General features: G+C 62.4%; 27 protein-coding genes. 10 read left to right on the top strand and 17 right to left on the bottom strand.

What is annotated here, in order from left to right; translation table 11 throughout:
* Positions 1 to 8: 8 nt before the first annotated feature.
* The 4 genes from NKI17_RS19455 to lgt form a co-directional block, all read right to left on the bottom strand.
* Entirely contained in the window at positions 9 to 1,160 is a 1,152-nt protein-coding gene (locus NKI17_RS19455; RefSeq protein ID WP_023678425.1) for a M24 family metallopeptidase, read from the bottom strand.
* On the bottom strand, positions 1,160 to 1,948 hold the full coding sequence (gene pgeF, locus NKI17_RS19450; protein ID WP_023678424.1) for a peptidoglycan editing factor PgeF: 789 nt from the start codon (positions 1,946 to 1,948) through the stop codon (positions 1,160 to 1,162). Before pgeF ends, NKI17_RS19455 begins: the two co-directional genes overlap by 1 nt.
* Before the next feature lie 139 nt (positions 1,949 to 2,087).
* Positions 2,088 to 3,176 carry a class I SAM-dependent methyltransferase gene (locus tag NKI17_RS19445; protein WP_352906588.1) on the bottom strand — a complete coding sequence of 363 codons (1,089 nt, stop codon included), beginning with the start codon at positions 3,174 to 3,176 and terminating at the stop codon, positions 2,088 to 2,090.
* Positions 3,173 to 4,024 carry a prolipoprotein diacylglyceryl transferase gene (gene lgt / locus NKI17_RS19440; RefSeq protein ID WP_352450498.1) on the bottom strand — a complete coding sequence of 284 codons (852 nt, stop codon included), beginning with the start codon at positions 4,022 to 4,024 and terminating at the stop codon, positions 3,173 to 3,175. The genes NKI17_RS19445 and lgt overlap by 4 nt, the downstream gene beginning before the upstream one ends.
* Before the next feature lie 131 nt (positions 4,025 to 4,155).
* Here lgt and NKI17_RS19435 point away from each other — a divergent pair, with 131 nt between their 5' ends.
* From NKI17_RS19435 to NKI17_RS19425, 3 genes are all read left to right on the top strand, one after another.
* Positions 4,156 to 4,458: an accessory factor UbiK family protein gene (locus NKI17_RS19435; RefSeq protein ID WP_352706241.1), complete on the top strand. Its 303-nt coding sequence runs from the start codon at positions 4,156 to 4,158 to the stop codon at positions 4,456 to 4,458.
* 331 nt (positions 4,459 to 4,789) lie between these two features.
* Positions 4,790 to 5,290, top strand: coding sequence for a type III secretion system chaperone family protein (locus NKI17_RS19430; RefSeq protein ID WP_023678420.1), 501 nt, complete (start codon positions 4,790 to 4,792; stop codon positions 5,288 to 5,290).
* 6 nt (positions 5,291 to 5,296) lie between these two features.
* Positions 5,297 to 5,656, top strand: a complete 360-nt coding sequence (locus NKI17_RS19425) for a tRNA-binding protein (RefSeq protein WP_352906586.1) — start codon at positions 5,297 to 5,299, stop codon at positions 5,654 to 5,656.
* Between the two features lie 12 nt (positions 5,657 to 5,668).
* Here the strand turns inward: NKI17_RS19425 and NKI17_RS19420 are convergent, their stop codons facing one another.
* From NKI17_RS19420 to NKI17_RS19405, 4 genes are all read right to left on the bottom strand, one after another.
* The gene (locus NKI17_RS19420; protein ID WP_352450495.1) at positions 5,669 to 6,691 is read right to left on the bottom strand and encodes a glycosyltransferase family 4 protein; all 1,023 of its coding nucleotides are present in this window, start codon (positions 6,689 to 6,691) and stop codon (positions 5,669 to 5,671) included.
* 205 nt (positions 6,692 to 6,896) lie between these two features.
* Positions 6,897 to 8,312, bottom strand: coding sequence for an ATP-binding protein (locus NKI17_RS19415; protein WP_023678416.1), 1,416 nt, complete (start codon positions 8,310 to 8,312; stop codon positions 6,897 to 6,899).
* Between the two features lie 51 nt (positions 8,313 to 8,363).
* Positions 8,364 to 9,083 (bottom strand): response regulator, encoded by a 720-nt coding sequence (locus tag NKI17_RS19410; RefSeq protein ID WP_023678415.1) that lies wholly within the window; start codon positions 9,081 to 9,083, stop codon positions 8,364 to 8,366.
* Positions 9,070 to 9,597: a MarR family winged helix-turn-helix transcriptional regulator gene (locus NKI17_RS19405; RefSeq protein WP_023678414.1), complete on the bottom strand. Its 528-nt coding sequence runs from the start codon at positions 9,595 to 9,597 to the stop codon at positions 9,070 to 9,072. Before NKI17_RS19405 ends, NKI17_RS19410 begins: the two co-directional genes overlap by 14 nt.
* A gap of 249 nt (positions 9,598 to 9,846) precedes the next feature.
* On the opposite strand from NKI17_RS19405, the gene NKI17_RS19400 reads away from it, so the two are divergent.
* The 3 genes from NKI17_RS19400 to NKI17_RS19390 all read left to right on the top strand — a co-directional run bounded on the left by NKI17_RS19400 (position 9,847) and on the right by NKI17_RS19390 (position 12,015).
* Positions 9,847 to 10,740, top strand: coding sequence for a branched-chain amino acid aminotransferase (locus tag NKI17_RS19400; protein ID WP_352568001.1), 894 nt, complete (start codon positions 9,847 to 9,849; stop codon positions 10,738 to 10,740).
* A gap of 145 nt (positions 10,741 to 10,885) precedes the next feature.
* The gene (locus tag NKI17_RS19395) at positions 10,886 to 11,197 is read left to right on the top strand and encodes a hypothetical protein (protein ID WP_023678412.1); all 312 of its coding nucleotides are present in this window, start codon (positions 10,886 to 10,888) and stop codon (positions 11,195 to 11,197) included.
* A 176-nt stretch (positions 11,198 to 11,373) separates the two neighbouring features.
* Positions 11,374 to 12,015, top strand: coding sequence for an MBL fold metallo-hydrolase (locus NKI17_RS19390; RefSeq protein WP_352568000.1), 642 nt, complete (start codon positions 11,374 to 11,376; stop codon positions 12,013 to 12,015).
* A gap of 68 nt (positions 12,016 to 12,083) precedes the next feature.
* Here the strand turns inward: NKI17_RS19390 and NKI17_RS19385 are convergent, their stop codons facing one another.
* The 3 genes from NKI17_RS19385 to NKI17_RS19375 all read right to left on the bottom strand — a co-directional run bounded on the left by NKI17_RS19385 (position 12,084) and on the right by NKI17_RS19375 (position 13,339).
* Entirely contained in the window at positions 12,084 to 12,494 is a 411-nt protein-coding gene (locus NKI17_RS19385; protein ID WP_352567999.1) for a BA14K family protein, read from the bottom strand.
* 192 nt (positions 12,495 to 12,686) lie between these two features.
* Positions 12,687 to 12,899 (bottom strand): cold-shock protein, encoded by a 213-nt coding sequence (locus NKI17_RS19380; RefSeq protein ID WP_006202521.1) that lies wholly within the window; start codon positions 12,897 to 12,899, stop codon positions 12,687 to 12,689.
* Positions 12,900 to 13,126: 227 nt separating this feature from the next.
* On the bottom strand, positions 13,127 to 13,339 hold the full coding sequence (locus NKI17_RS19375; RefSeq protein WP_006202520.1) for a cold-shock protein: 213 nt from the start codon (positions 13,337 to 13,339) through the stop codon (positions 13,127 to 13,129).
* A 489-nt stretch (positions 13,340 to 13,828) separates the two neighbouring features.
* Between NKI17_RS19375 and NKI17_RS19370 the strand changes: the two genes are divergently transcribed.
* A complete protein-coding gene (locus NKI17_RS19370; RefSeq protein ID WP_352637242.1) occupies positions 13,829 to 14,230 on the top strand; it encodes a Kazal-type serine protease inhibitor family protein in 402 nt (133 codons plus the stop codon).
* 138 nt (positions 14,231 to 14,368) lie between these two features.
* Here NKI17_RS19370 and NKI17_RS19365 read toward each other — a convergent pair whose 3' ends face one another.
* Together NKI17_RS19365 and NKI17_RS19360 are read right to left on the bottom strand one after the other, a co-directional pair.
* Positions 14,369 to 14,614: a hypothetical protein gene (locus NKI17_RS19365; RefSeq protein WP_023678408.1), complete on the bottom strand. Its 246-nt coding sequence runs from the start codon at positions 14,612 to 14,614 to the stop codon at positions 14,369 to 14,371.
* Complete coding sequence (locus NKI17_RS19360) at positions 14,611 to 14,877, bottom strand: hypothetical protein (RefSeq protein WP_023678407.1); 267 nt, start codon at positions 14,875 to 14,877, stop codon at positions 14,611 to 14,613. Before NKI17_RS19360 ends, NKI17_RS19365 begins: the two co-directional genes overlap by 4 nt.
* A gap of 367 nt (positions 14,878 to 15,244) precedes the next feature.
* Here NKI17_RS19360 and NKI17_RS19355 point away from each other — a divergent pair, with 367 nt between their 5' ends.
* The 3 genes from NKI17_RS19355 (at position 15,245) to NKI17_RS19345 (ending at position 17,544) form a co-directional block, all read left to right on the top strand.
* Complete coding sequence (locus NKI17_RS19355) at positions 15,245 to 15,427, top strand: hypothetical protein (RefSeq protein WP_023678406.1); 183 nt, start codon at positions 15,245 to 15,247, stop codon at positions 15,425 to 15,427.
* A gap of 10 nt (positions 15,428 to 15,437) precedes the next feature.
* Positions 15,438 to 15,704 (top strand): DUF1488 family protein, encoded by a 267-nt coding sequence (locus NKI17_RS19350; RefSeq protein ID WP_352567998.1) that lies wholly within the window; start codon positions 15,438 to 15,440, stop codon positions 15,702 to 15,704.
* A gap of 184 nt (positions 15,705 to 15,888) precedes the next feature.
* Positions 15,889 to 17,544, top strand: coding sequence for a tetratricopeptide repeat-containing sulfotransferase family protein (locus tag NKI17_RS19345; RefSeq protein ID WP_352906583.1), 1,656 nt, complete (start codon positions 15,889 to 15,891; stop codon positions 17,542 to 17,544).
* Here NKI17_RS19345 and NKI17_RS19340 read toward each other — a convergent pair.
* The 4 genes from NKI17_RS19340 to NKI17_RS19325 all read right to left on the bottom strand — a co-directional run bounded on the left by NKI17_RS19340 (position 17,531) and on the right by NKI17_RS19325 (position 20,326).
* Positions 17,531 to 17,884 carry a DUF1428 domain-containing protein gene (locus NKI17_RS19340; protein ID WP_352906581.1) on the bottom strand — a complete coding sequence of 118 codons (354 nt, stop codon included), beginning with the start codon at positions 17,882 to 17,884 and terminating at the stop codon, positions 17,531 to 17,533. The genes NKI17_RS19345 and NKI17_RS19340 overlap by 14 nt on opposite strands.
* A 77-nt stretch (positions 17,885 to 17,961) precedes the next feature.
* On the bottom strand, positions 17,962 to 18,390 hold the full coding sequence (locus tag NKI17_RS19335) for a VOC family protein (protein ID WP_352615584.1): 429 nt from the start codon (positions 18,388 to 18,390) through the stop codon (positions 17,962 to 17,964).
* A gap of 128 nt (positions 18,391 to 18,518) precedes the next feature.
* Entirely contained in the window at positions 18,519 to 18,692 is a 174-nt protein-coding gene (locus NKI17_RS19330) for a hypothetical protein (protein ID WP_023719167.1), read from the bottom strand.
* 104 nt (positions 18,693 to 18,796) lie between these two features.
* Positions 18,797 to 20,326 (bottom strand): ABC-F family ATP-binding cassette domain-containing protein, encoded by a 1,530-nt coding sequence (locus NKI17_RS19325; RefSeq protein WP_352906579.1) that lies wholly within the window; start codon positions 20,324 to 20,326, stop codon positions 18,797 to 18,799.
* Between the last annotated feature and the right edge of the window lie 221 nt (positions 20,327 to 20,547).

Raw genomic sequence — 20,547 nt, 5'->3', positions numbered from 1 at the left:
TTATGGATTCACTGCACGATCAAGTCGAGATCATGGCGGGACAGCGGCTTGGGCTGCGATTCGGTGGTCAGATAGGTGCGGCCAAGCGTCATCGCGGTTTCGGTTTCGGAGTCCATGATGATCATATGGGCGAACAGCGTCATGTTCGGCGCAATCGGTTCGGGATTACCCTGATAGAACATCGGCATATCCATCCAGGACGGGGTGAAGCGGGCGCCGAGCGAATAGCCGCAGGCATTGAGCCGGTGCTTGGTCAAATTGTGGGCTTCGAGGGTGCGGGCATGGGCGTCGAACACGTCGCCGAACGTATTACCGGGCGTCATCGCCTTCTCGACTGCAAGTAGCGCGGCGCGGGCGGCATCGAACAATTCCTGGTGGCGTTTCGATACCTTGCCGGTCAACACCGTGCGCATCATTGCCGCATGGTAGTGGTGGAAGACACCGGCCCATTCGAGCGTCAGCTGGTCGTTCTTGGTGAGCTTGCGGCGACCGGCCTTGTAGCGGCAAAGCAGGGCGTCGACTCCGGAGCCGATGATGAACTCGTTGGCCGGATAATCGCCGCCGCCGGCAAAGATCGCACCCTGCATGGCGGCGAGGATCAGCGCCTCATCGCCGCCCTGCTTGATCAGCGGCAGTGCTGCGTCCAGCGCGTCGTCGGCCAGATTTGCGGCTTTTTCCGCCTTGGCGATTTCTGCCGGGCTCTTGAACAGCCGTAGCCGGCTGACAATGCCGGAGGCATCCGCGATCTGCCCGAAGGTCTGCAACTGCTCGTCGAGGCGCCGGCCATTATAGGCGGTCAGGCCGTGGGTGTCGTATTCGACGCCGATCCGGGCGCCGAGCAGGTCAAGCTCGTTGAGCAGATTGCGCAGATCTACCGCCGGATTGGCGCCGTTGCGGTCCGTCCACAAAACGATGTTGTCGATGATCGAGGTGTGGCGCGCCTGGCGCAAGTCGGCCGAACGCGTCAGCAGCACCATCGAGCCGTCGGCCTTGACCACCAGGCACTGGAAAAAGCAGAAGCCGAAGGTGTCGTAGCCGGTTAGCCAATACATGCTTTCCTGGGCAAACAGCAGGACGGCGTCGAGCTTCTTTTCGGCGATCTCGATCATCAGTCGATCGCGCCGCGCGTCGAATTCCGAGCGTTCGAAATGCAGCGCCATCAGTCAGCCTCCAAAACGATTGCCGAAACCTGTCGCCCGTAGTCGGGCTCGTTGCGATGCGTGCTGCGCCGATAGGAGTAGAAAAGCTCTTCCTCGGCATAGGTGCAGCGGCCAAGTCCTTCGGCGTTGACGCCAGCCTTGGTCAGCCGGTCGACCGTGTAGCGGTTGAGATCGAACATCGCGTGTCCGGCAGTTGCGGAGGGCGCGAAATAGCGAGCATTGCCGGCATCGGCGTCGACGAAACGGGCGACGAATTCCGGTCCGACTTCGTAATTCCGTGGGCCGATCGAAGGACCGAGCACTGCGACGATGCGGTCGCGCCGGGCGCCGAGGCTTTCCATTGCCGCGATGGTGTTTTCCAGCACTCCGGTGAAAGCGCCTTTCCAGCCGGCATGGGCGGCGCCGATAATGCGCGCCTCGGCGTCGGCGAAGAGGACCGGTCCGCAGTCGGCGGTCGAGGCACCGACGGCAATGCCCGGCCGGTCGGTGACAATGGCGTCGGCCTTGGGCCGCTCGCCGGCAAAAGGCTCCCTGGCAATGACGACGTCCGGCGAATGAACCTGGTGAGCGGTCAGCAGATGGTTTGCAGGCACGCCCATCCATTCGGCGACCCGGCGGCGATTCTCGCGCACCAGCGTCTGGTCGTCGTTCGAGCCGGTGCCGATGTTGAGGCCCCGGTAGATGCCGCTGGAAATGCCGCCGACTCGCGTGAAGTAGCCGTGGCGGATGCCTTGCGCCGTTTCCAGCAAGGGCGACCGAACGGGATCCGGTTTGGTCTGATTCAGCATGGCGGCTTTGTTGTCCGTATGGGCGATTTCGTCAAGCGAGTTGAAGGGGCGCAGTTGAAGGCTGGTCAGTTGAAGGCTGGCGCAGTTGATGTCGGGCGCTAGTCGGAGACGGGAGAGTGAGAGAGGCGGCAGCGAAAAGTCAATCCGTGCTTGGAAACGGCGGAACGGCAATGCCGGCGGGGAGGACGGCAAGCACCTTGAAGAGTTCGCCCATGGCCAGCGGGCCGGCGAGGCGCTCGACGTCGGCCGCGATCTTTTCGCGAGCTGCCTCATCGGCATTGGCGCCGAGCCGGCCAGCTCGTTCGAGAAGCCCCATCTTGAGCAGGAATTCACCTTGCGTTGAGAGGTGGGCATCGAGGCTGTGTGCCCGAACGGTTGCCGCGAGGGCAGCGAAATCGACATGGGCTGTGAGATCGGCCTGCCCCGGATTGGCCAGCACGTCCTCATGACCGTGCTTGCGCAAGGCCTGCAAGGTGTCGCCGATCCCGGGCTGGAGGTGACCGTAGTCGAGAAATAGGCCGGCGCCGCCAAATCCGGCAAGTCGCCCGGCGATGGCCGCCATCAGGGCGGCGCGGGCTGGCGCCACCTCGACGATCGCACCTTCCGGCGCATTCTCGGCACCCTCCGGCAGCAGCATCAGGTCGAGCGAGCCGGCGCCGACGAAAAAGCGCAGCCGGTTCGCATCGTCGAGACCGATCATCCGCTCGCGCCAGCCGGCTCCGGCGCGGACGAACTGGCGGATGGGCACCGCGTCAAACAGCTCGTTACCAACAATCAGAAGCGGCGCCTGCGGTAGTGTGTCCACGGCCTCATGCCAGGCGACGGTGGCCGACGTCCCGGCAAGCGTTCGTTTCTGGACCTCGGTCAACCGCGGACTGGTCTCGATCAAGGCGAACGATGCGCTGGCGGTAAGCGTCGGATCGACCCGCGAAAGCGTGCGCAGCATATCTCTCATCAGCGTGCCGCGGCCGGGGCCTATTTCGGCGATGGCGACCGGCGTCGGCCGGTCGATCGCCAGCCACGCCTGGTAGAGCCAGATGGCGACCAGTTCGCCAAACATCTGGCTGATCTCCGGCGCGGTGACGAAGTCGCCGGCGGCGCCGAACGGCTCGCGTGTCGTATAATAGCCGTCCTGCGGATCGAACAGGCAGAGCGCCATGTATTCGCTGATGGGGATCGGTCCCACGGCACCGATCAGCTCGGCGATGCGGGTCTTCAGCCGCGTCATGCCGGCTGCGGTTTTGTCACCGGCTTGGCTGTAGCCATCGCCCAGATGCCGGCCAGCACCATCGGCAGTGACAGCACCATTCCCATGGTCAGCCAGCTCGTGCCAAGGAGGTAGCCAAGCTGCTGGTCGGGCTCGCGAAAGAATTCGACGAAGATGCGCGAGGCGCCATAGCCGGCGATGAAGGCGCCGCCGACGAAGCGCGGCGCCTTCAGCTTGAGCCGCGAATGGGTGAGGAAGCGCAGGACAAGGAACAACACCAGCCCTTCGAGGAGCGCCTCGTAGATCTGGCTCGGATGGCGTGCAAATGGGCCGCCATTGGGGAATTCGAATGCCCATGGAACGTCGGTCGGCCGGCCCCATAGTTCGGAATTGATGAAGTTTGCCAGGCGAACGAGGCCAAGCCCCACCGGCACGCCGGCGGCAACCACGTCGAACAGCGACCATGTGCGGATGCCACGAGACCGGGAAAACAGCGTCATTGCGAGAATGACGCCGATCAGGCCGCCATGAAACGACATCCCGCCCTGCCAGACGGCGACGATATCGAGCGGATTGGCAATGTAGCGCGGCAGGTCGTAGAACAGCACGTAGCCGGTGCGTCCGCCGAGCACCACACCGATGGCTGCCCAGACGATGAAGTCATCGAGGTCGACGGGCTTCATCGGCAGGGTGCCGTCGGGCCACAGTTTTGGGTTGGTGACGAGGCGCTTGGCATACCACCAGGCGAACAGAATGCCGACGATGTAGCCGACGCCGTACCAATGCACCGCCAGCGGTCCGATCCGGACGATGACCGGGTCGATGTTGGGAAAGGGCAGGGCGGCCAGCGGCAGCAAATATTCGCTCAACAGGGTCTCCGGGTTCCCAATCAGGTTCGGGCGCGGACCATGCGGCAGGCTTTTGGCGGGGTCAAGGCAAGCATATGCTTGCATTCCGAATCGTGCGCCACTACGTCAATTCGACCAAGCGAGGATTTGCCATGGCGACCGGACCGAACCGCATTCTCGATGAATTCGCCAAGCTGATGACCGATGCAGCCGGTGCCGCGCAAGGCGTGCGGCGCGAGGTGGAGACCGCCTTCAGGGGCCAGGCCGAGCGCATACTCAACTCCATGGACGTGGTGCAGCGCGAGGAATTTGAGGCCGCTCGCGACATGGCGGCGAAGGCCAGGGAAGAAAACACCCGCCTCGCCGCTCGCATCGAGGCGCTTGAGGCCAGGCTTGCCGAATTGACCGGTCAAGCAGCGCCTGCGGCTGCGTCAAAGCCGCGTGCAAAAAAATAACAAGAAATAAATTGTTAAACTTTTCCACAAAGCCGGATCGCAAAAAGCGCTTTGTCGTGAATCGCTTACCGGTACTGCGTGAATCTTTGTGACAGCGCCTTTCCACATGCGAATGACGCAGTGCGAAAAATTTGGCTGGTCACGCGACTCCCGATCAATAGACTGAATTTGTTGCATGATTCGGAGCAGGGTCATGCGCCGGGCGGTGGGGTCCGGTCCGGGGTCTTTGCGTTGACGAAGTCCTGGCCGTCCGAGTTCTAGGCAGAATTGTTCGAGTGCGCCTCTCCCGCGGAGCGTGTGGTGGCGCTCCCAGAACGACAGGAAGCATTTCATGGAACTTCTCGAACTCGAATTCTCCCGCGAAATCCATCCGGTGGATGTTATCGAGCAGGTGGCGCACAACAACGATTGGTCCTTCGAGCGGGCCGGCGACGACGAGATCTCGATCTCTGTTGCCGGAAGCTGGACCGACTACCACGTTTCATTCTCCTGGATGGAGGACTATGAGGCGCTGCACCTGGCCTGCGCCTTCGACATCAAGGTCCCGGAGGCGCGCGCGCTCGAGGTGATGCGGCTGCTTTCGCTGATCAACGAGCAGATGCTATTTGGCCATTTCGACCTCTGGGAGCAGGAAGGCGCCATCATGTTCCGCCAGTCGCTGCTGCTGGCCGGTGGGGTCGAGCCGTCGAGCCAGCAGGTCGAGGTGCTGCTGTCGTCGGCGCTGGAGGCCTGCGAATGCTATTTCCAGGCGTTCCAGTTCGTCGTCTGGTCAGGCACTTCGGCCAAGGATGCGTTGGCCGGCGTGCTGTTCGAAACCTACGGAAACGCCTGACCGTCGATGAGTTCGAGCAACGCGCGAAAACCCGAGATCAGCTTTGCCGATTTCGACCGCATCGACATCCGCGCCGGCACGATCGTCGAGGCCGAGCCTTTTCCCGAGGCGCGCAAGCCGGCGATCAAATTGAAAATCAACTTCGGTCCCGTGATCGGGATGAAGAAATCCTCGGCCCAGATCACGAAATATTATACGCCCGAAACCCTAATCGGCCGGCAGGTGTTCGCTGTGGTCAATTTCCCGCCGCGTCAGATCGGGCCATTCATGTCGGAAGTGCTGACGCTCGGCTTTCCTGACGAGGAGGGCGCCGTCGTCCTTGGCGCGATCGAGCGCAAGGTGCCGGACGGCGGCAGGTTGTTCTAGCTGCGCTGTTGTTCACGCAGCCAGTTTACGCGTGGTACCCAGCGCCTCTTCGACCGTTTCCATGAACATTTCCGCGCAGGCCTTCCAGCTGTAGCGCATCGCGCGTTGCCGCGCCTCGGCGCGGTCGACGTGAAGGGCGGCGAGCGCTGCTTGCCGCAGGTCGTCCGACACCGCGCCGCCGATGCCGTCACCCACAATATCGATCGGTCCGGTGACTGGATAGGCTGCGACCGGCGTGCCGCTGGCCAGCGCCTCGATGATGACGTTGCCGAACGTGTCGGTGCGGCTGGGGAAGACGAAGGCATCGGCCGAAGCGTAGATCTCGGCCAGTTCGTCGTTCGGACGATGGCCAAGGAAATGGGCATCGGGATATCTGGCCTTCAGCTTCGCCAATTCCGGCCCTTCGCCTACGATCACCTTGCTGCCCGGCAGGTCGAGGTCGAGGAAGGCCGGCAGGTTCTTTTCGATCGCGACGCGGCCGACGCAGAGGAAGATCGGTCCGGGAAATCCCAGGTCCTTTCGTTTGTCCGGCCGAAAATGATCGGTGTCGACGCCGCGCGTCCACGGCCGGAGCTTGGTGAAGCCGCGCGCCGCAAGATCGTCGGCAAGCGACTGGGTGGCAACCAGCGTGCCCTGTCCTGAATTGTGGAAATCACGCAGCCAGCGATAGGCCCATGCTTCAGGCACCGGCAGGCGCGCGCTCAGATATTCCGGAAAACGTGTGTGATAGCTGGTCGTGAACGGCCGGCCGGCGTTGCGGCAGTAGCGCCGGGCCATAATGCCGAGCGGTCCTTCGGTGACGATATGGATGTGATCCACCTTGCGTGCCTCGATCAGCTGCGCCACGCGGTGCGGCGTCGTCAGCGCCAGCCTGATATCGGGATAGGTCGGCAGAGGCAGGGTGCGAAAGATATTCGGCGTCAGGAAGTCCGTCTCGATATCGAAGGATTTCAGGGTCTCCGAGAGGCGCTCCAGCGTGTGGACGACGCCGTTGACTTGCGGGCGCCAGGCGTCGGTGACCATCAGGATGCGCATGGCGGTCCCTTGGCGGCAACCTTGATTGGCTTGCCGCGATGCCTGAACGGCGACCACGCCGCCACTCTGGCCTCGCACCGGCGCACCCGGACAGGCGCGGGGTCGAAATGAGGCCGCAGGGCCGAATCAATCAGGATCGCGCGCTTCATTGGCGCTCTTCACCATGGTTTCATGACGGGCCGATGAAGGCCGGGTGTCGCTGCCGTCAAGCGGGGACCTTGATCACCGCCCGAAGGCCGCCGAGCGGGCTGCGTTCGAGGACGATGTCGCCGCCATGGCTGCGGGCAATGTCACGTGCGATGGAGAGGCCAAGGCCGGTGCCGCTGGCGTCGAGGTTGCGGGCCTCGTCCAGCCGCACGAACGGCTTGAATACATCCTCTCGCTTTTCGGGCGGAATTCCCGGGCCGTCATCGTCGATGGTGACGAGCAGCGAACCGCGCCCATGATTGGCATTGATCTCCACCGTCTTGGCATAGCGGAATGCATTGCCGACGACGTTGGACAGCAGCCGGGCAAAGGCATTGGGGCGCACGTGCACATGCGGATCGCCGACAAGCACGGTCGACAGCTTGCGCTTGCGCAGCGCGGCTTCCTCGCGAAGCTTGTCGAAGAAGGCTTCGAGATCGAACTGACCGGCGTCTTCCGAAGCTTCGCCGCGTGCAAAGGCAAGGTAGCCTTCCAGCATCGACTGCATGTCGTCGATGTCCTGGTCGAGTGCCTGGGTATCGGCCGCCTTGGTCCCGGCAAGCGCCAATTGCAGTTTGAAGCGGGTGAGGATGGTCCTCAGATCGTGGCTGACGCCGCTCAGCATGGCGGTACGCTGCTCGAGCTGGCGTTCGATGCGTTCGCGCATCTGTATGAAGGCAAAGCCGGCGCGGCGGACTTCCTCGGCTCCGCGCGGGCGAAAATCGCGCGGCATCGGCCGGCCCTTGCCGAAGCTCTCGGCCGCCTCGGCCAGCGTCAGAATCGGCCGGATCTGGTTGCGCAGGAAGGGAATGGCGATCATCAGCAGCACCAGCGAGGTGCCGACCATCCAGATCAGGAAAATATGGGTGTTCGATGCATAGGCCTGGCTGCGGCGCACGAAGACGCGCAGCACCTTGTTCTCGAGCTGGACGCGGACCTCGACGATATTGGAATTGCCGACCGTATCGATCCAGAACGGACGGTTGATCTGGCGGGTGATCTCGGACGAAAGGATCTCGTCGAGGATCGAGAAGAACGGCTTTGGCCCGGGAGGCGGCAGCGGGTCGGGCGGCAGGAGGTCGACTTTCAGCTGCATGCGATCCTGGGCGATGCGGATGACGTTGGCGTAGTCGGCGTCGTGAGGATAGGTCTCTATCAGGTCGATGATGGCGGCGATGTCGCGCACCGTGGCCTGCGACAGGCGCTGCGTCACGGTCTGCCAGTGGCGCTCCATGAAGACAAAGGCGACGACCGACTGCAGCATGATCATCGGCGCGATGACGATGATCAGCGAACGGGCATAGAGCCGCTTCGGCATGTAAAGCGACACCAGGCGCCAGAAACGGTTCCAGGCGCGCGGCACGGCCTTGAGCGCCCGCGTCGCGCGAGCGCTCAAGCCGCCATCTCCCGGCCGTTCGAGTTGCGTGGTCGCCATTCGTCTTTTCGCTCACCGGCGGCCCGGCAAAGGACCGCTGTCGGCGACATTCTATTCCACGCTGAGCCGATACCCAATACCGCGCACTGTCTGCAGCCAGACCGGATTGGACGGATCGCGTTCGATCTTGCGGCGGAGCCGATTGATCTGGACGTCGATCGTGCGCTCGCCGACCTCGGATTCATCGCCGACAAGCTCATGCCGCGGTATCGTTTCGCCGGCACGCGCAGCGAAGATCGCCAGGATTTCCTGCTCGCGGTCGGTCAGCTTGAGCGCCTCGCCGCCGCGCTTCAGCTCACGCCTGGCGATCTGGAACGTATAGGGGCCAAAGACCAGCTGTTCGACCTTAGGCGTTGTCGCGGGGCCGCCGCGGCGCAGGATATTGTTGATACGCAGGATCAGCTCGCGCGGGTCGAACGGTTTAGGCAGATAGTCGTCGGCGCCGGCCTCGAGCCCGGTGATCCGGCTGTCGGTTTCGGACAGTGCGGTGAGCATCAGGATCGGCACGTTTTTCTCCGCCCGCAGCGCCTTGGTGAGGTCGACGCCACTTTCACCCGGCATCATGACGTCGAGCACGATCAGATCGAAGTCGAGGCCGGCGAGCTTGCGCCGCGCCTCGCCGGAATTTCCGGCGACGGTGACGCGAAAGCCGTTTTCGGTCAGATACTGTTTCAGAAGATTGCGGATACGGGTGTCGTCGTCGACCACCAGCAGATGCGGCGCGTCGTCTTCCGGTGCTGTCGGATGATCAACCCTCTCAATGGTCTCCATGGTTTTTCCCTGACATCTTTGCGGGCACAATGTCGATCTGCGCCCTTAGTTCCGGATTGACCATCGCTTCAAGGAACCGTTCGATAACGGCGCGTTCGGTGGCTCCGGAATCTTCCAATGCAGCATGGATGCGGCGCGACTGTGGCCGCGCCAGCGCCAGCGCCAGGGCACGGCCCTTGGCCGTCGGGTAGAGTTCGCGCTGGCGGCGGTCGCGAGGGCCCTGCAATTGCACGATATGGTCGGTGTCGATCAGTTGCTTGAGCACGCGCGCCAGGCTCTGCTTGGTGATCTTGAGCACGTCGAGGAGCTCGGCGACCGTCAGCCCGGGCCGGCGATTGACGAAATGCAGAACCCGGTGATGGGCACGGCCAAAACCGTATTCGGCCAGGATCTGGTCCGGATCGGAGGTAAAGTCGCGATAGGCGAAGAAAAACAACTCGATGATGGCGAAATCGATGCCGTCCTCGTCGGTGATCGCCGTCCTGATCGGTTCTGCGGCTGCGTGGCTCGTCATCTTTTCTCCGTGTGAAGCAGGAAATTATGTCAGCACTATTGACGTATTTTCCGCGCGATGGTAATTTTTGGCAAGCTTTTCGGCGGATTGCGAACGAAAATGCAAGCGAAGCCGTTTTTTCCGGAACTTCCTGAGTTTGCCAGACCTTAAATATCCGCCTACGCTTTGACACAATGGCCGCCCGCAGCGGCCGAGGCGAAACACGCAACGACACAATGATGTGCGGGCTGCCGCCCGCGGGAGGTTACCATGGCATCCGTTCCCTTCGACCAACTGGACGGCTTTATCTGGATGAACGGCGAGTTCGTCAAATGGGCCGACGCCAAGATCCACGTCTTGACCCACGGGCTGCACTACGCCAGCGCGGTATTCGAGGGCGAGCGCGCTTATGGCGGCGAAATTTTCAAGCTGACCGACCACACCGAACGCCTGCATGAATCGGCGCGCCTGCTTGGCTTCAAGATACCCTATTCGGTCGCCGAGATCGACGACGCCTGCCGCACGCTGTTGAAGAAGCAAGGTTTCCAGGACGCCTATGTCCGGCCGATCGCGTGGCGCGGCAGTGAACAGATGGGCGTTTCCGCACAGAACAGCCGGATCAACTGCGCCATCGCCATCTGGCAGTGGCCAAGCTATTTCGACCCGGCGCAGAAGCTCAAGGGCATCCGGCTCGACATGGCCGAATGGCGCCGCCCCGACCCGCGCACCGCACCGTCGAAATCGAAGGCGGCCGGCCTCTACATGATCTGCACTATGTCCAAGCATGCCGCCGAGGCCAAGGGCTATGCCGACGCCATGATGCTCGACTGGCGTGGCCAGGTGGCGGAAGCGACAGGCGCCAACATCTTCTTCGTCAAGGACGGCAAGATCCATACGCCCAAGCCTGATTGCTTCCTCGACGGCATCACCCGCCGCACGGTCATCGACCTTGCCAAGGACCGCGGTTTGGAGGTGATCGAGCGCGCCATCATGCCGGAGGAGCTTGAAGGCTTCCACCAGTGCTTCCTCACCGGCACGGCGGCCGAGGTGACACCGGTTTCGGAGATCGGTCCGTACCGATTCGAGGTCGGCGATATCGCCAAGACATTGATGAACGACTATTCTGCGGCGGTTCAACCCAACCACGCGATTGCTGCAGAATAACGAAAGTCACAGGTTTTTTATCAAGTAGGGGCGGTTTTCGGGCCGCCCCTTTTATTTAAGCGTTTGCGCATTTGACTTTCATTCAATTCGGCGTCTCATGATGGCGTCGGCCTGGGAGGCTGGCAGCTATGGAGGGACTGGAAATATGGATATGAACACGCTTCTTCCGATCATTATTCAGGTGATTACGGGCATCATCGGTGGCCAGGCGGTGGGTGCGGCTATCAAGAGTGCGGCGATGGGGCAGCTTACCAAAATCCTGGGTGGCGCTGTCGGCGGCGTCGGCGGTGCGGCCATCCTCAACAGTCTGCTGGGTGGCGCGGTCGATCCGGCAGCAGCCGCCACGGCGGCAGGGGCCGGCAGCGCGTTGAACATTTCAAATATCGTTGGCGGTGCCGGCGGCGGCGCCATCCTGACCGGCATCATCGGTGCGGTCATGAACGCGATGAAGAAATAAGCTTCGACGTTTCAGGTTTTCAAATGGGCGGCTTCGGCCGCCCATTTCGTTTGCCGTTTGTGGGAGCGGTGGACGCCGTTCGCGTGTGTCTCTACATCAGGGCCTGGTTCAAAGTTGGAGCTCTCCTGACGCGTTCGAGGGGACGCGCAGCACTCCGACAGCGTGAAAGGACGAATATGGGTCAGCTCAACGCCGGCATCGTGCCGGTCACGCCGTTCCAGCAGAACTGCACCATCCTCTTCGACATGGACGACAGACAAGGCGTTGTCGTCGATCCGGGCGGTGACATCGACAAGGTGCTGGCGGCGCTCGAGGACAATGCGATCACTGCCGGCGCGATCTGGATTACCCATGGCCATATCGACCATGCCGGCGGGGCCATGGAACTGAAGGAGGCGCTCGGTATCGAGATCATCGGTCCGCATGCCGCCGACCGGCCGCTGCTCGCCAATCTCGAGAACCAGGCAAAGCGCTACGGCATCACCGATCCCGTGCGCAACTGTGTCCCCGACCGGTTCCTTGCCGAAGGCGAGACCGTTTCGTTCGGCTCACACGAGTTCGAGGTGCTCCATTGTCCGGGCCACGCACCCGGCCACGTCGTCTACTATAACCGGGCGGCGAAGTTCGCGCATGTCGGCGACGTGCTGTTCCGCGGTTCGGTCGGCCGCACCGACCTGCCGGGCGGCGACCACGCCGCGCTGATCGCCTCGATCAAGGAGAAGCTTTTGCCGTTGGGCGACGACATCGGCTTTATCTGCGGCCATGGTCCCGGCGGCCGTTTTGGTGAGGAGCGGCGGAGCAATCCTTTTCTGGTCTGAAACCGCTTGCCGGAAACAAAAAGCGCGGCCTGTGCGACCGCGCTTTTTCCGACGGGAAACTGCCTCCGCTAATTGGTGGTGCAGAAATGCTGTTCGCCGTCATAGCCGGTGAACGTGCCGGTACGGGCGTTGAAGCTCCGGTAGCGGTCCGAGCAGTATTCGTACCAGCCGCGGGTCCACGGCTCCGCATAGCTTTCGGCATAGGCCACTCGCGGCTGCACGTAATAACGGCGTACCGGGGCAGGCCTGTAGTATTCATCATCATAGGCCGGGTCGTAATAGCGGGGCTGCGGGTTGGCGAGAGCACCGCCGATCAGGGCACCGGCCGCAAGGCCGAGCACGCCGGCCGCAACGGCGTCGCCGTGGCCGTGGTGGCGGCGGTGATGGCGCCATTCGTCGGCATTGGCCGCGGGCAAGGTCGCAAGCGTGGTCGCAACGACCGCGGCGGACAGGATGGCAGTCTTGAAAATTCGGTTCATGTCGGTCTCCTTCGTGCCGGCCCGGGTCGTTTTCGGGGGATGCGGTCCGGCTTTAACGAAGATTAATATGCGACCGTGGCTGAACGGGGGCTGAACGAAATTTGACCAGGCGGCTCATCTAACTGGGCGGTTCAAGCGTGCGGCAAACACCGCAGGCCAGACCGGCCCACGTCCATTCTGTCCGGGGGTGGTTCAGCCGATCGACAGGTTGACGGCTTTCGGACCCTTGCCGCGCTTGTCCGGCTCGGTGTCGAATGTCACTTTCTGCCCATCCTCAAGACCGGGAAGACCCGACGCCTGCACGGCCGAAATATGGACGAAGACATCCTTTGCCCCGTCGTCCGGCGTGATGAAGCCGAAGCCCTTGGCGTGATTGAAGAATTTGACGGTGCCGGTCTGCGGCATGGGAAGCTCCTTTGATCCCACAAGTCCAGTCTCGGGCCGGCAAATGCCCGGACGGAAATTTGTCCTTTATTTTAGTGCCATCGGCAAGAGAAAGTTTTGCGGGTGCGGGCAAGCATCCCGGAACACAAAAGGCGCGACGAAAACCGCCGCGCCTTTACAGAATTCAAGTTCACTCCAAAAGCCTTGCAGCATCCTCACCCCGAAAGGACGCGCGGCACGCTGTGGTTTCAGGCAGCGCGGAGATTGACCGCTTTCGGACCCTTGCCCATACGGTCGGGCTCGACATCGAAGGTGACCTTCTGACCGTCGACGAGCGTGCGCAGCCCGGAAGCCTCGATCGCCGAGATGTGGACGAACACATCCTTGGCGCCGCCATCGGGCGTGATGAAGCCGAAGCCTTTGGTAGCGTTGAAGAATTTAACGGTGCCGGTCTGGGCCATTGGGGAAACTCCTTCACCCGTGTCAGTCTTGGTGGTTCCGCCCGCCGCCTGGCGCCGTGGGCAAGTCCCGGTGGTTGCTTCGGCAGTCATGCATTGGCGCATGGTAAAACCCCCCGCCGAAAACGGGGCTGTCAGAGATTCACAGTATCGGGGAAAGGTCGTCCAAAACGTTCCGCTCTCCGGGTCGCAAATGCCCGAACACAAAATTTATCGCACGGAAACGTGATGCTTGCAAGACACAGCCGCGGGCGGCCCCAACAGGCGCATCCCGACGCATCGCACCGATAGTCCCGGTTCTCTGCGCGGTCATCGGCCAGACTTCACCCAGGCATGGTCCAGCAAGCGGGGCAGGTGCTGTCTTGGCTTGCGCCGCCATACCGCCCTGGCTCGCCAGTTGCAAACAGGGGTTGCATCTGGCAGCGGAATGACGAGGATCGGCCTGACCCAGGCACCATTTGTGCAGGCAGGAGTTTCGAGGAGGGAACATTCATGCGGTTTCTTGCGGCAATCTTTCCGCGGCAGGTTTTTTCCATCCTGTTCCTGTTGGCAATTCTCGCAGCCTGCACCGTCGTGGTGGATGATGAGGGGCCGGGGCCGCGCCCGCCACGGCCGGGGCCGCAATTCTGCACTAGGCAATATGACCCGGTCTGTGCCCGGCGCGGCGGCGACCGCCAGACCTTCGCCAATGCCTGCCTTGCCGAACGGGCCGGATACCGCATCATTCGCGAGGGCGAGTGCCGCGGCGGTGGTGGTGGCGGTGAGGAGCAGACATTCTGCACCCGCGAATACCGCCCAGTCTGTGCCCGTCGCCATGGCGAACTGCGCACATTCCCCAACGAATGCGAAGCCCGCGCGGCGGATTATCGCGTCGTCGATGACGGGCCCTGCTAGCGCACCGACCTACAGCCTGGCCGGATAAGCACCATCTGGGGGCCGGCGTAGAGCTCAGCGCCGTTCCCGTTGGAGATGCGCAGGCGACGCGGATCTGCGGCATCATCAGCATGTGAAGCAGCGTTGTGGCGCGTCGGCTCAGTTGGCCGGGTTGTCGACCGGTTCGAGATTGTCTTCCGTGGTGACCCGCTCATAGGTCTCCTGATCGCTGCGGATGCGATATTGCGGCGAGCCGTCCTTGACCGGCAGCCGGCTCTTGATCTGGAACAGCTCCGCGGTCTTTTGGGCAAGGCCGGTGCGGCTCTTCATGCGGACGGTCTGGCCGACGGTGAAGATATGCGCCGGCGTGTCCGTGCGCCGCGCATTCTGCTGGAAGCGGATCATGTGACATTCTCCTGGTCGTGCCGAAGCGCTGCGTCGAGCTCGGCATGGTCAATGGCGACAAGCTGGCTGGTCGCGCTTTTCACTGTCCTTGCCGGCAGATGGATGAAAGTGGCGACGCGGCGCCAGGCAGGCCAGGACATGCCGTCGATCAGTTCTTCGTCGTGGTCGATGTCATAGTCGCCGGCCGGCTGCACGCCATCCAGCCCGCCAAGCACGAAAGGTGCCGCGAAATGCGCTATGGAATGGGTGGTGCGAGCAGACATTCTTGTGCCTCGAAGTTCTCGCTTGTGCCTTGAAGTTCTCGTGCCTTGAAGTTTCTTTCCGGCCTGCCCCGGAAGCGGAGCCTGCATTGCGGTACCAGGTGTCGGCGATTTGGATAAGTTTGGCGGGCCGAGAATCCCTGACACCGCGGGGCCAAGCATGGCCCAAAACGGTTTCATACCAATAGTCTGAAAATACGGCTTATTCAAGAAGTTTTCGGCCTCTTACCCCTACCAACGTCAAATTACTTTTCTATAGTTATCCGCAGAACGATGATACGGTCCCGGTGCACCTCAAAAATTGTTTGAAGAACTTCCGAAAAAATTCCTCCGGCATTTGTATTTATCTAGCAATGGAAGGAAGAGAGTCATGAACTCCGCAAGAACACCGGATGTCCCGACAGTTGCAGTCAGTCCTGTCGCAAAGCCGATAAAGGTCTTGTCGCCGCGTCTCACGATAAGAAGCGACGAGGCGGCAAGGCGAAGGATTGCCGACACCGACGGCACGGCGCGGCGGGCGCGCCAGCTTGCCGAAAGCAACCGCCTGATTTGACGCGCAAGCCATGACGCTCAATTTTCCCAATCCCAGCCGCTCCTATGACGCGGCGGCCAAGCGCATTCGTTTCGTCGGCCATGACGGCATGTTCGAAGTCCCGTTCTTTGTCGAGGTCGCGGCACTTTCGGCGGCAAACCCGGCAGCAAGCGGAGCCGAGGCCGAATTTCTCAGCGCCTTCGACGCCAAGCGTTCGTCGATCCACGAGATTGCGCGCCAAGCCTACTCGCACGGCCGCAGGAACATGTATGTGCTGACGCCGGCCGACTTTCGGTAGGCTCCCCCGGGTTCGAAGTTTTGCTTCGTAGCGACCGCCGTCTGCTCTTGCACGCGCCGCAGCGATGGCCTAGATCGCGGCAGGCGGACAACACGGCAGGTTTCCCATCAACAGAGATCCGAGACAACCGGCAGGCGCACGTTACGGCTCAGGCGGACAGCCGCCGCTGGGGCTCGACCAGCACGTGCAGCAGGCGCTGCAGCTGCACCAGGCCGGGCGCCGGCAGGAAGCCGAGGCGCTTTACCGACAGGTGCTGGCGCAAAAGGCCAACCACCCGGCTGCTGCGCATTTCCTCGGGCTTCTGCTGCACCAGACCGGGCGCAGCGCCGAGGGGCTGGCGCTGATCGAACAATCGGTGCGTCTGCAACCGAACAATCCGGATTTCCTCAACAATCTCGGCACCGTGCTGCGCGACCTCGGCCGGGTCGCGGCCGCCGCCGATCTCTTCCGCAAGGTGGTGGCGATTCGGCCGGACCAGCTGGCGGCGCGTGACAATCTCGGCTCGTCGCTGAAGCAGCTCGGCCAATTCGAAGGCGCCGAGGATATTTATCGCGGCACGATCGGCCGCAACCCGTTCCATGTCCGCGCCCGCGTCGGGCTTGCCGAGACGCTGCAGGAAGCGGGCCGGCTGGATGAGGCATTGGCTGTTTTTCGCGAGGCGCTGACGATCCGGCCGAAGGATGCCGATCTTTTGCATGGCCTGGGCGTCGGGCTGATGGAAAAGGGCAATCTCGACGAGGCTGCGGATCTTTTCAGGCAGGCGCTGGCTGTGGAGCACGGCATGGCGAGGGCCTGGCTGATGCTTACCCAGGTCAAGCGCCAGAAGGAGCGCGACGCCGAGCTTGCCCGCATGGAGGCGGAGCACGCCAAGGCGCCGCAAGGCAGTCTGGCGCGCATGCAGCTTTCCTTCGGTCTCGGCAAGGCCAATGACGACCTCAGGCAGTATGGCCGCGCCTTCGACTATTTCGCCGAAGGCAACGCGATCCGCCGCCAGGGCATTGACTACGACGCCGGCAAGACGCGCGGCGAGTTCGAGGCGATGAAGGCGGTGTTCGACAAAGCCTTTTTTGAAAGGCACAAGCCGAGCGAGATAGCCGAGGACACGCCGATCTTCGTCGTCGGCATGCCGCGTTCCGGCACCACGCTGGTCGAGCAGATCATCGCCAGCCATCCGCAGGTCTATGGCGCCGGCGAGCTCAGCATATTGAAGACGGCGGTCGGCAAGCAGTTTCCGCTCAGCATGAAGGGCGGCTTTCCCTGGGGCATCGCCGACATGCCCGACAAGGCCTATGCCGAGGCCGGCCAGGCCTATCTCGACATGCTGCACGCCCGCTATCCGGGTTCTCGACACGTCACCGACAAGATGCCCGGCAATTTTCTGTTGGTCGGTTTCATCCACATGATGCTGCCGCGGGCCAAGATCATCCATTGCGCGCGCGATGCGGCGGCGACCTGCCTGTCGATCTACAAGGTGCACTTCCGCGGCGACAGCCATCGCTACGGCTACGATCTCGACGAGCTCGCCGATTTCCACAATCTGTACACCGACATCATGGCGCACTGGCACGCCGTGCTGCCTGATGTCGTGCACGACGTTCGCTACGAGGATTTCGTCGCCGACCAGGAAGGCCAATCGCGGGCGCTGATCGCCCATCTCGGCCTGCCGTGGGACGACGCCGTGCTGTCGTTCCACCAGACCGACCGGCCGGTGCGAACGGCGTCGGCTGCGCAAGTGCGCCAGCCGATGTATCAGGGCTCGGTCGACCTGTGGAAGCGCTATGGCGACCGGCTGAAGCCGCTGCTCAATAAACTTGATCGAGGGGCGCCTACAGCTCGATGAAGGGCTGGAAGCCGCCGAAGATCATGCGCTTGCCGTCGAACGGCATCGTCGACCAGTCCGGCTTGAGGCGTGGGTCGGCCATCACCTTGGCCATCACCACGTCGCGGCTTTGCCGCGATTCATAGACCACCCACGAGAAGATGACGATCTCGTCGTCCTTGGCCTGAACGGCACGCGGGAACGAGGTGAGCTCGCCATAAGGCACGTCGTCGCCGACGCATTCGACATAGGCAAGAGCACCGTGCTCCTTCCAGACAGCGCCGCCGGTTTCCGCCAGCTTCTTGTAAGCATCGAGCTTTGCCTTCGGTACGGCAAGTACGAAACCGTCGACATAGGACATCTGATTTCCTCCATGCGATCGTTTTCCTCTCCCTCTGGAGCGGGAGAGGTGATTTCAGACACAGCCTGTGTGGAATGCTAAGCCTTCTTCACCGGTGCGTTCATTGCCCATTCGACGCCGAACGGATCACGCATATTGCCCCAGCGGTCGCCCCAGAACATCACCTGCAAAGGCACGACTTCCTCGCAGCCCGCCTCGATGGCCCGCTTCCACCAGGCGTCGATGTCGTCGCTGCCGAGATGGAGCTGCATGGTGTAGCCCTGCGGCTTTACAGCGGCCATTCCATGCTCGGGATAGAAGTCGGAAAGCATCAGGGTCGAACCGTTGATGTGGAGATGGATATGCATGGTGCGGCCCTGTTCGTCCGGCGGATAGGCAAAGACCTGCTCGGCACCGAAGGCCTTTTGGTAAAATTCTGCGGCTTTGAAAGCGCCGTCCAGCTGAAGGTAGGGCGTCAATCCGCCAAGCACTTTGGCGGCGGGCTGGGTCTGCGGCTGGTCATTCATGTCATGCTCCTCTTTGCGTCTGGTTTGCCTTTGCGAACCACAGGACGAACGAAATGGCGACGATCCTACACGGCCGATGGTTTTTTGGATTCGAAATGGCGCCTGCCGCGACGGCCAACTGCCACCTTTTAACCTTCGATGCGAATCCGCGGGCTGTTTTGCGCGTCGACGACGATTTCCGGCCAGCCAATATCTTTGCGCAGCTCGATCGGCAATGAAAGGATGGCGCGTTCGCTGCGATAACGGGCGCGAGCCGCCGAGTAACGCGTCACGGCGTGACCTATGGATGACAGAATAGACATGATGCTTTCTCCTCGATTGGCGCCGGCATCACCGTGTCGGCAACCCAAGGACGTGGCATGCGATCATCATCCGACAGAGCGCCGGAATTTTTTTCCGCAAGCCTTCAGCCGCCGGCTTCGGCAACCTCCCGGAAGAACTCCTCCGGGCTGTCGATCTCGGTCAATCGCCGTTTCTCGATCAGCCAGAAGCGGTTGCCAACCGCGCGGATGAAGGAGCGGTCGTGCGAGGCAAGCAGGCAGCTGGCCTGATGTTCCAGCAATTCCGCTTCCAGTGCTTCCTGACCATCGATATCGAGATGATTGGTCGGCTCGTCGAGTAAATAGAAATTGGGATTGGCGAGCCTCAGCGCCAGCATCATCAGCCGCGCCTTCTGCCCGCCCGACAGCACGCCGATCCTGCGCTCCTGCATCTCGATGCTGACGCCGGCGCCCGCCAGCAGCGAACGGGCGCGCTGCTCGCCGACATCGAATCTGCGCGAGAGCATCGCCAGCGGCGTGTCGTCGCCGCCGATGCCCGACAATGCCTGGTCGCTATAGCCGAGCACCGTCGACGGCGTCACCTTCAGGCTTTGCGCCGCCGTTTCCGGCTCGACGATGGCGTTCCGGATCAGGCCGATCAGCCGTGACTTGCCGACGCCGTTACGGCCGAGCAGGACGATGCGGTCGCCTTGGCAGATGTGGCGCTTGCCGGTGCTGAACAGAACCGTGCCGTCAGGTGTTCCGACCACCAAATCGTCGAGCGTGATCAGCACCTTGGCATGGCTGCCGCGATTGGCGAGCTTGATCGCGCCCGCCGATTTTTCGCGATGCGCGGGGGCTGCGACCTCCTCGAGGCGCTGGGCGCGTTGGTTGAGCTGCTTGGTCTTGACCGTCAGGAGGTCGCTGCCGGAATTGATGCCGATATTGTTGAGCTTGGCCGCTTGCCGGCGCAGCTGTTGCGCCACCTTCATGTCGCGCTGGAACTTGCGTTCGGTCGAGGCATCGACTTCGCTCAATGCGTCCCTGGCTCGTGAATAGGGCAGCGAGAATACCGGCGACTGTTCGCGGCGCAGGAACAGCGTCCGGTTGGTCGTAGCATCGAGAAAAGCGCGGTCGTGGCTGGCAATCACCAGCGGCACCTCACGTGGCAGCGCGTTCAGCCAGGTCTCGAGCTGGCTGATCTTGCCGAGATCGAGGTGATTGGTCGGCTCGTCGAGAAGCAGGACGTCGGGGTCGGTGACCCAGACGCGGGCGATCAGCGCCAGCCTTTGCCAGCCGCCGCTCAAGGCCAGCATCGGCCGCGCTCGCATCGGCTGCGGCACGTCGAGCGAGTCGAGAACCACGTCAACGCGCCATTGCTCGCTTTCGGCCTGCTCGGCCGGCAAGGCGTCGGCCACCACCTCATGAAAGCTACGCCCGGCCAAGGCTGCGGGGACGACTTGCTCGACATAGCCGACGCGCAGGCCGCGCGTGCGGGTGATGTCGCCTGATGTCGACTCCATCTCGCCGGTCAGGCACTTCAGCAAAGTGGATTTGCCCCGACCATTGGCGGCGACGATGCCGAGCCGGTCGCCGGTGCCGATGGTGAGGTCGAGGTTGGAGAAGAGCGGCGCACTCATGGTGACGCCGAGAGACTTGAGGCTGATCAGGGCCATGTCGATTTCTCTGGTCTGTCCGGAGTGAATTCCGGTTCCATGCACTTTGACGGTGCGCAGGCTGGCCATCAGGCTCAGCGTTGCGGCACCACGAAGGGCAGACCAAGAAAATCGAAGCGGGAAGAAAAACCCGGACCGTCTCTGGTCAGCCCTGCAAGCTAGCTCGCAGGGCAGGGACAGGGCCGCGCTGACGGTGGTGAGAAAATAACACGCAGCCCTCC

The organism is Mesorhizobium sp. M0816, assembly GCF_040320005.1.
In the GTDB taxonomy this organism is placed as follows: Bacteria; Pseudomonadota; Alphaproteobacteria; order Rhizobiales; family Rhizobiaceae; genus Mesorhizobium.
Note: the sequence above shows the minus strand (reverse complement) of the source record. Positions and strands in the feature narration are given on the sequence as shown.

Excerpts from the sequence above, each read along its gene's own strand:
- NKI17_RS19455 (WP_023678425.1), bottom strand. The coding sequence starts at position 1,160 with ATGGCGCTGCATTTCGAACGCTCGGAATTCGACGCGCGGCGCGATCGA.
- pgeF (WP_023678424.1), bottom strand. The coding sequence starts at position 1,948 with ATGCTGAATCAGACCAAACCGGATCCCGTTCGGTCGCCCTTGCTGGAA.
- NKI17_RS19445 (WP_352906588.1), bottom strand. The coding sequence starts at position 3,176 with ATGACGCGGCTGAAGACCCGCATCGCCGAGCTGATCGGTGCCGTGGGA.
- NKI17_RS19435 (WP_352706241.1), top strand. The coding sequence starts at position 4,156 with ATGGCGACCGGACCGAACCGCATTCTCGATGAATTCGCCAAGCTGATG.
- NKI17_RS19430 (WP_023678420.1), top strand. The coding sequence starts at position 4,790 with ATGGAACTTCTCGAACTCGAATTCTCCCGCGAAATCCATCCGGTGGAT.
- NKI17_RS19425 (WP_352906586.1), top strand. The coding sequence starts at position 5,297 with ATGAGTTCGAGCAACGCGCGAAAACCCGAGATCAGCTTTGCCGATTTC.
- NKI17_RS19420 (WP_352450495.1), bottom strand. The coding sequence starts at position 6,691 with ATGCGCATCCTGATGGTCACCGACGCCTGGCGCCCGCAAGTCAACGGC.
- NKI17_RS19415 (WP_023678416.1), bottom strand. The coding sequence starts at position 8,312 with ATGGCGACCACGCAACTCGAACGGCCGGGAGATGGCGGCTTGAGCGCT.
- NKI17_RS19410 (WP_023678415.1), bottom strand. The coding sequence starts at position 9,083 with ATGGAGACCATTGAGAGGGTTGATCATCCGACAGCACCGGAAGACGAC.
- NKI17_RS19405 (WP_023678414.1), bottom strand. The coding sequence starts at position 9,597 with ATGACGAGCCACGCAGCCGCAGAACCGATCAGGACGGCGATCACCGAC.
- NKI17_RS19400 (WP_352568001.1), top strand. The coding sequence starts at position 9,847 with ATGGCATCCGTTCCCTTCGACCAACTGGACGGCTTTATCTGGATGAAC.
- NKI17_RS19395 (WP_023678412.1), top strand. The coding sequence starts at position 10,886 with ATGGATATGAACACGCTTCTTCCGATCATTATTCAGGTGATTACGGGC.
- NKI17_RS19390 (WP_352568000.1), top strand. The coding sequence starts at position 11,374 with ATGGGTCAGCTCAACGCCGGCATCGTGCCGGTCACGCCGTTCCAGCAG.
- NKI17_RS19385 (WP_352567999.1), bottom strand. The coding sequence starts at position 12,494 with ATGAACCGAATTTTCAAGACTGCCATCCTGTCCGCCGCGGTCGTTGCG.
- NKI17_RS19380 (WP_006202521.1), bottom strand. The coding sequence starts at position 12,899 with ATGCCGCAGACCGGCACCGTCAAATTCTTCAATCACGCCAAGGGCTTC.
- NKI17_RS19375 (WP_006202520.1), bottom strand. The coding sequence starts at position 13,339 with ATGGCCCAGACCGGCACCGTTAAATTCTTCAACGCTACCAAAGGCTTC.
- NKI17_RS19370 (WP_352637242.1), top strand. The coding sequence starts at position 13,829 with ATGCGGTTTCTTGCGGCAATCTTTCCGCGGCAGGTTTTTTCCATCCTG.
- NKI17_RS19365 (WP_023678408.1), bottom strand. The coding sequence starts at position 14,614 with ATGATCCGCTTCCAGCAGAATGCGCGGCGCACGGACACGCCGGCGCAT.
- NKI17_RS19360 (WP_023678407.1), bottom strand. The coding sequence starts at position 14,877 with ATGTCTGCTCGCACCACCCATTCCATAGCGCATTTCGCGGCACCTTTC.
- NKI17_RS19355 (WP_023678406.1), top strand. The coding sequence starts at position 15,245 with ATGAACTCCGCAAGAACACCGGATGTCCCGACAGTTGCAGTCAGTCCT.
- NKI17_RS19350 (WP_352567998.1), top strand. The coding sequence starts at position 15,438 with ATGACGCTCAATTTTCCCAATCCCAGCCGCTCCTATGACGCGGCGGCC.
- NKI17_RS19340 (WP_352906581.1), bottom strand. The coding sequence starts at position 17,884 with ATGTCCTATGTCGACGGTTTCGTACTTGCCGTACCGAAGGCAAAGCTC.
- NKI17_RS19335 (WP_352615584.1), bottom strand. The coding sequence starts at position 18,390 with ATGAATGACCAGCCGCAGACCCAGCCCGCCGCCAAAGTGCTTGGCGGA.
- NKI17_RS19330 (WP_023719167.1), bottom strand. The coding sequence starts at position 18,692 with ATGTCTATTCTGTCATCCATAGGTCACGCCGTGACGCGTTACTCGGCG.
- NKI17_RS19325 (WP_352906579.1), bottom strand. The coding sequence starts at position 20,326 with ATGGCCCTGATCAGCCTCAAGTCTCTCGGCGTCACCATGAGTGCGCCG.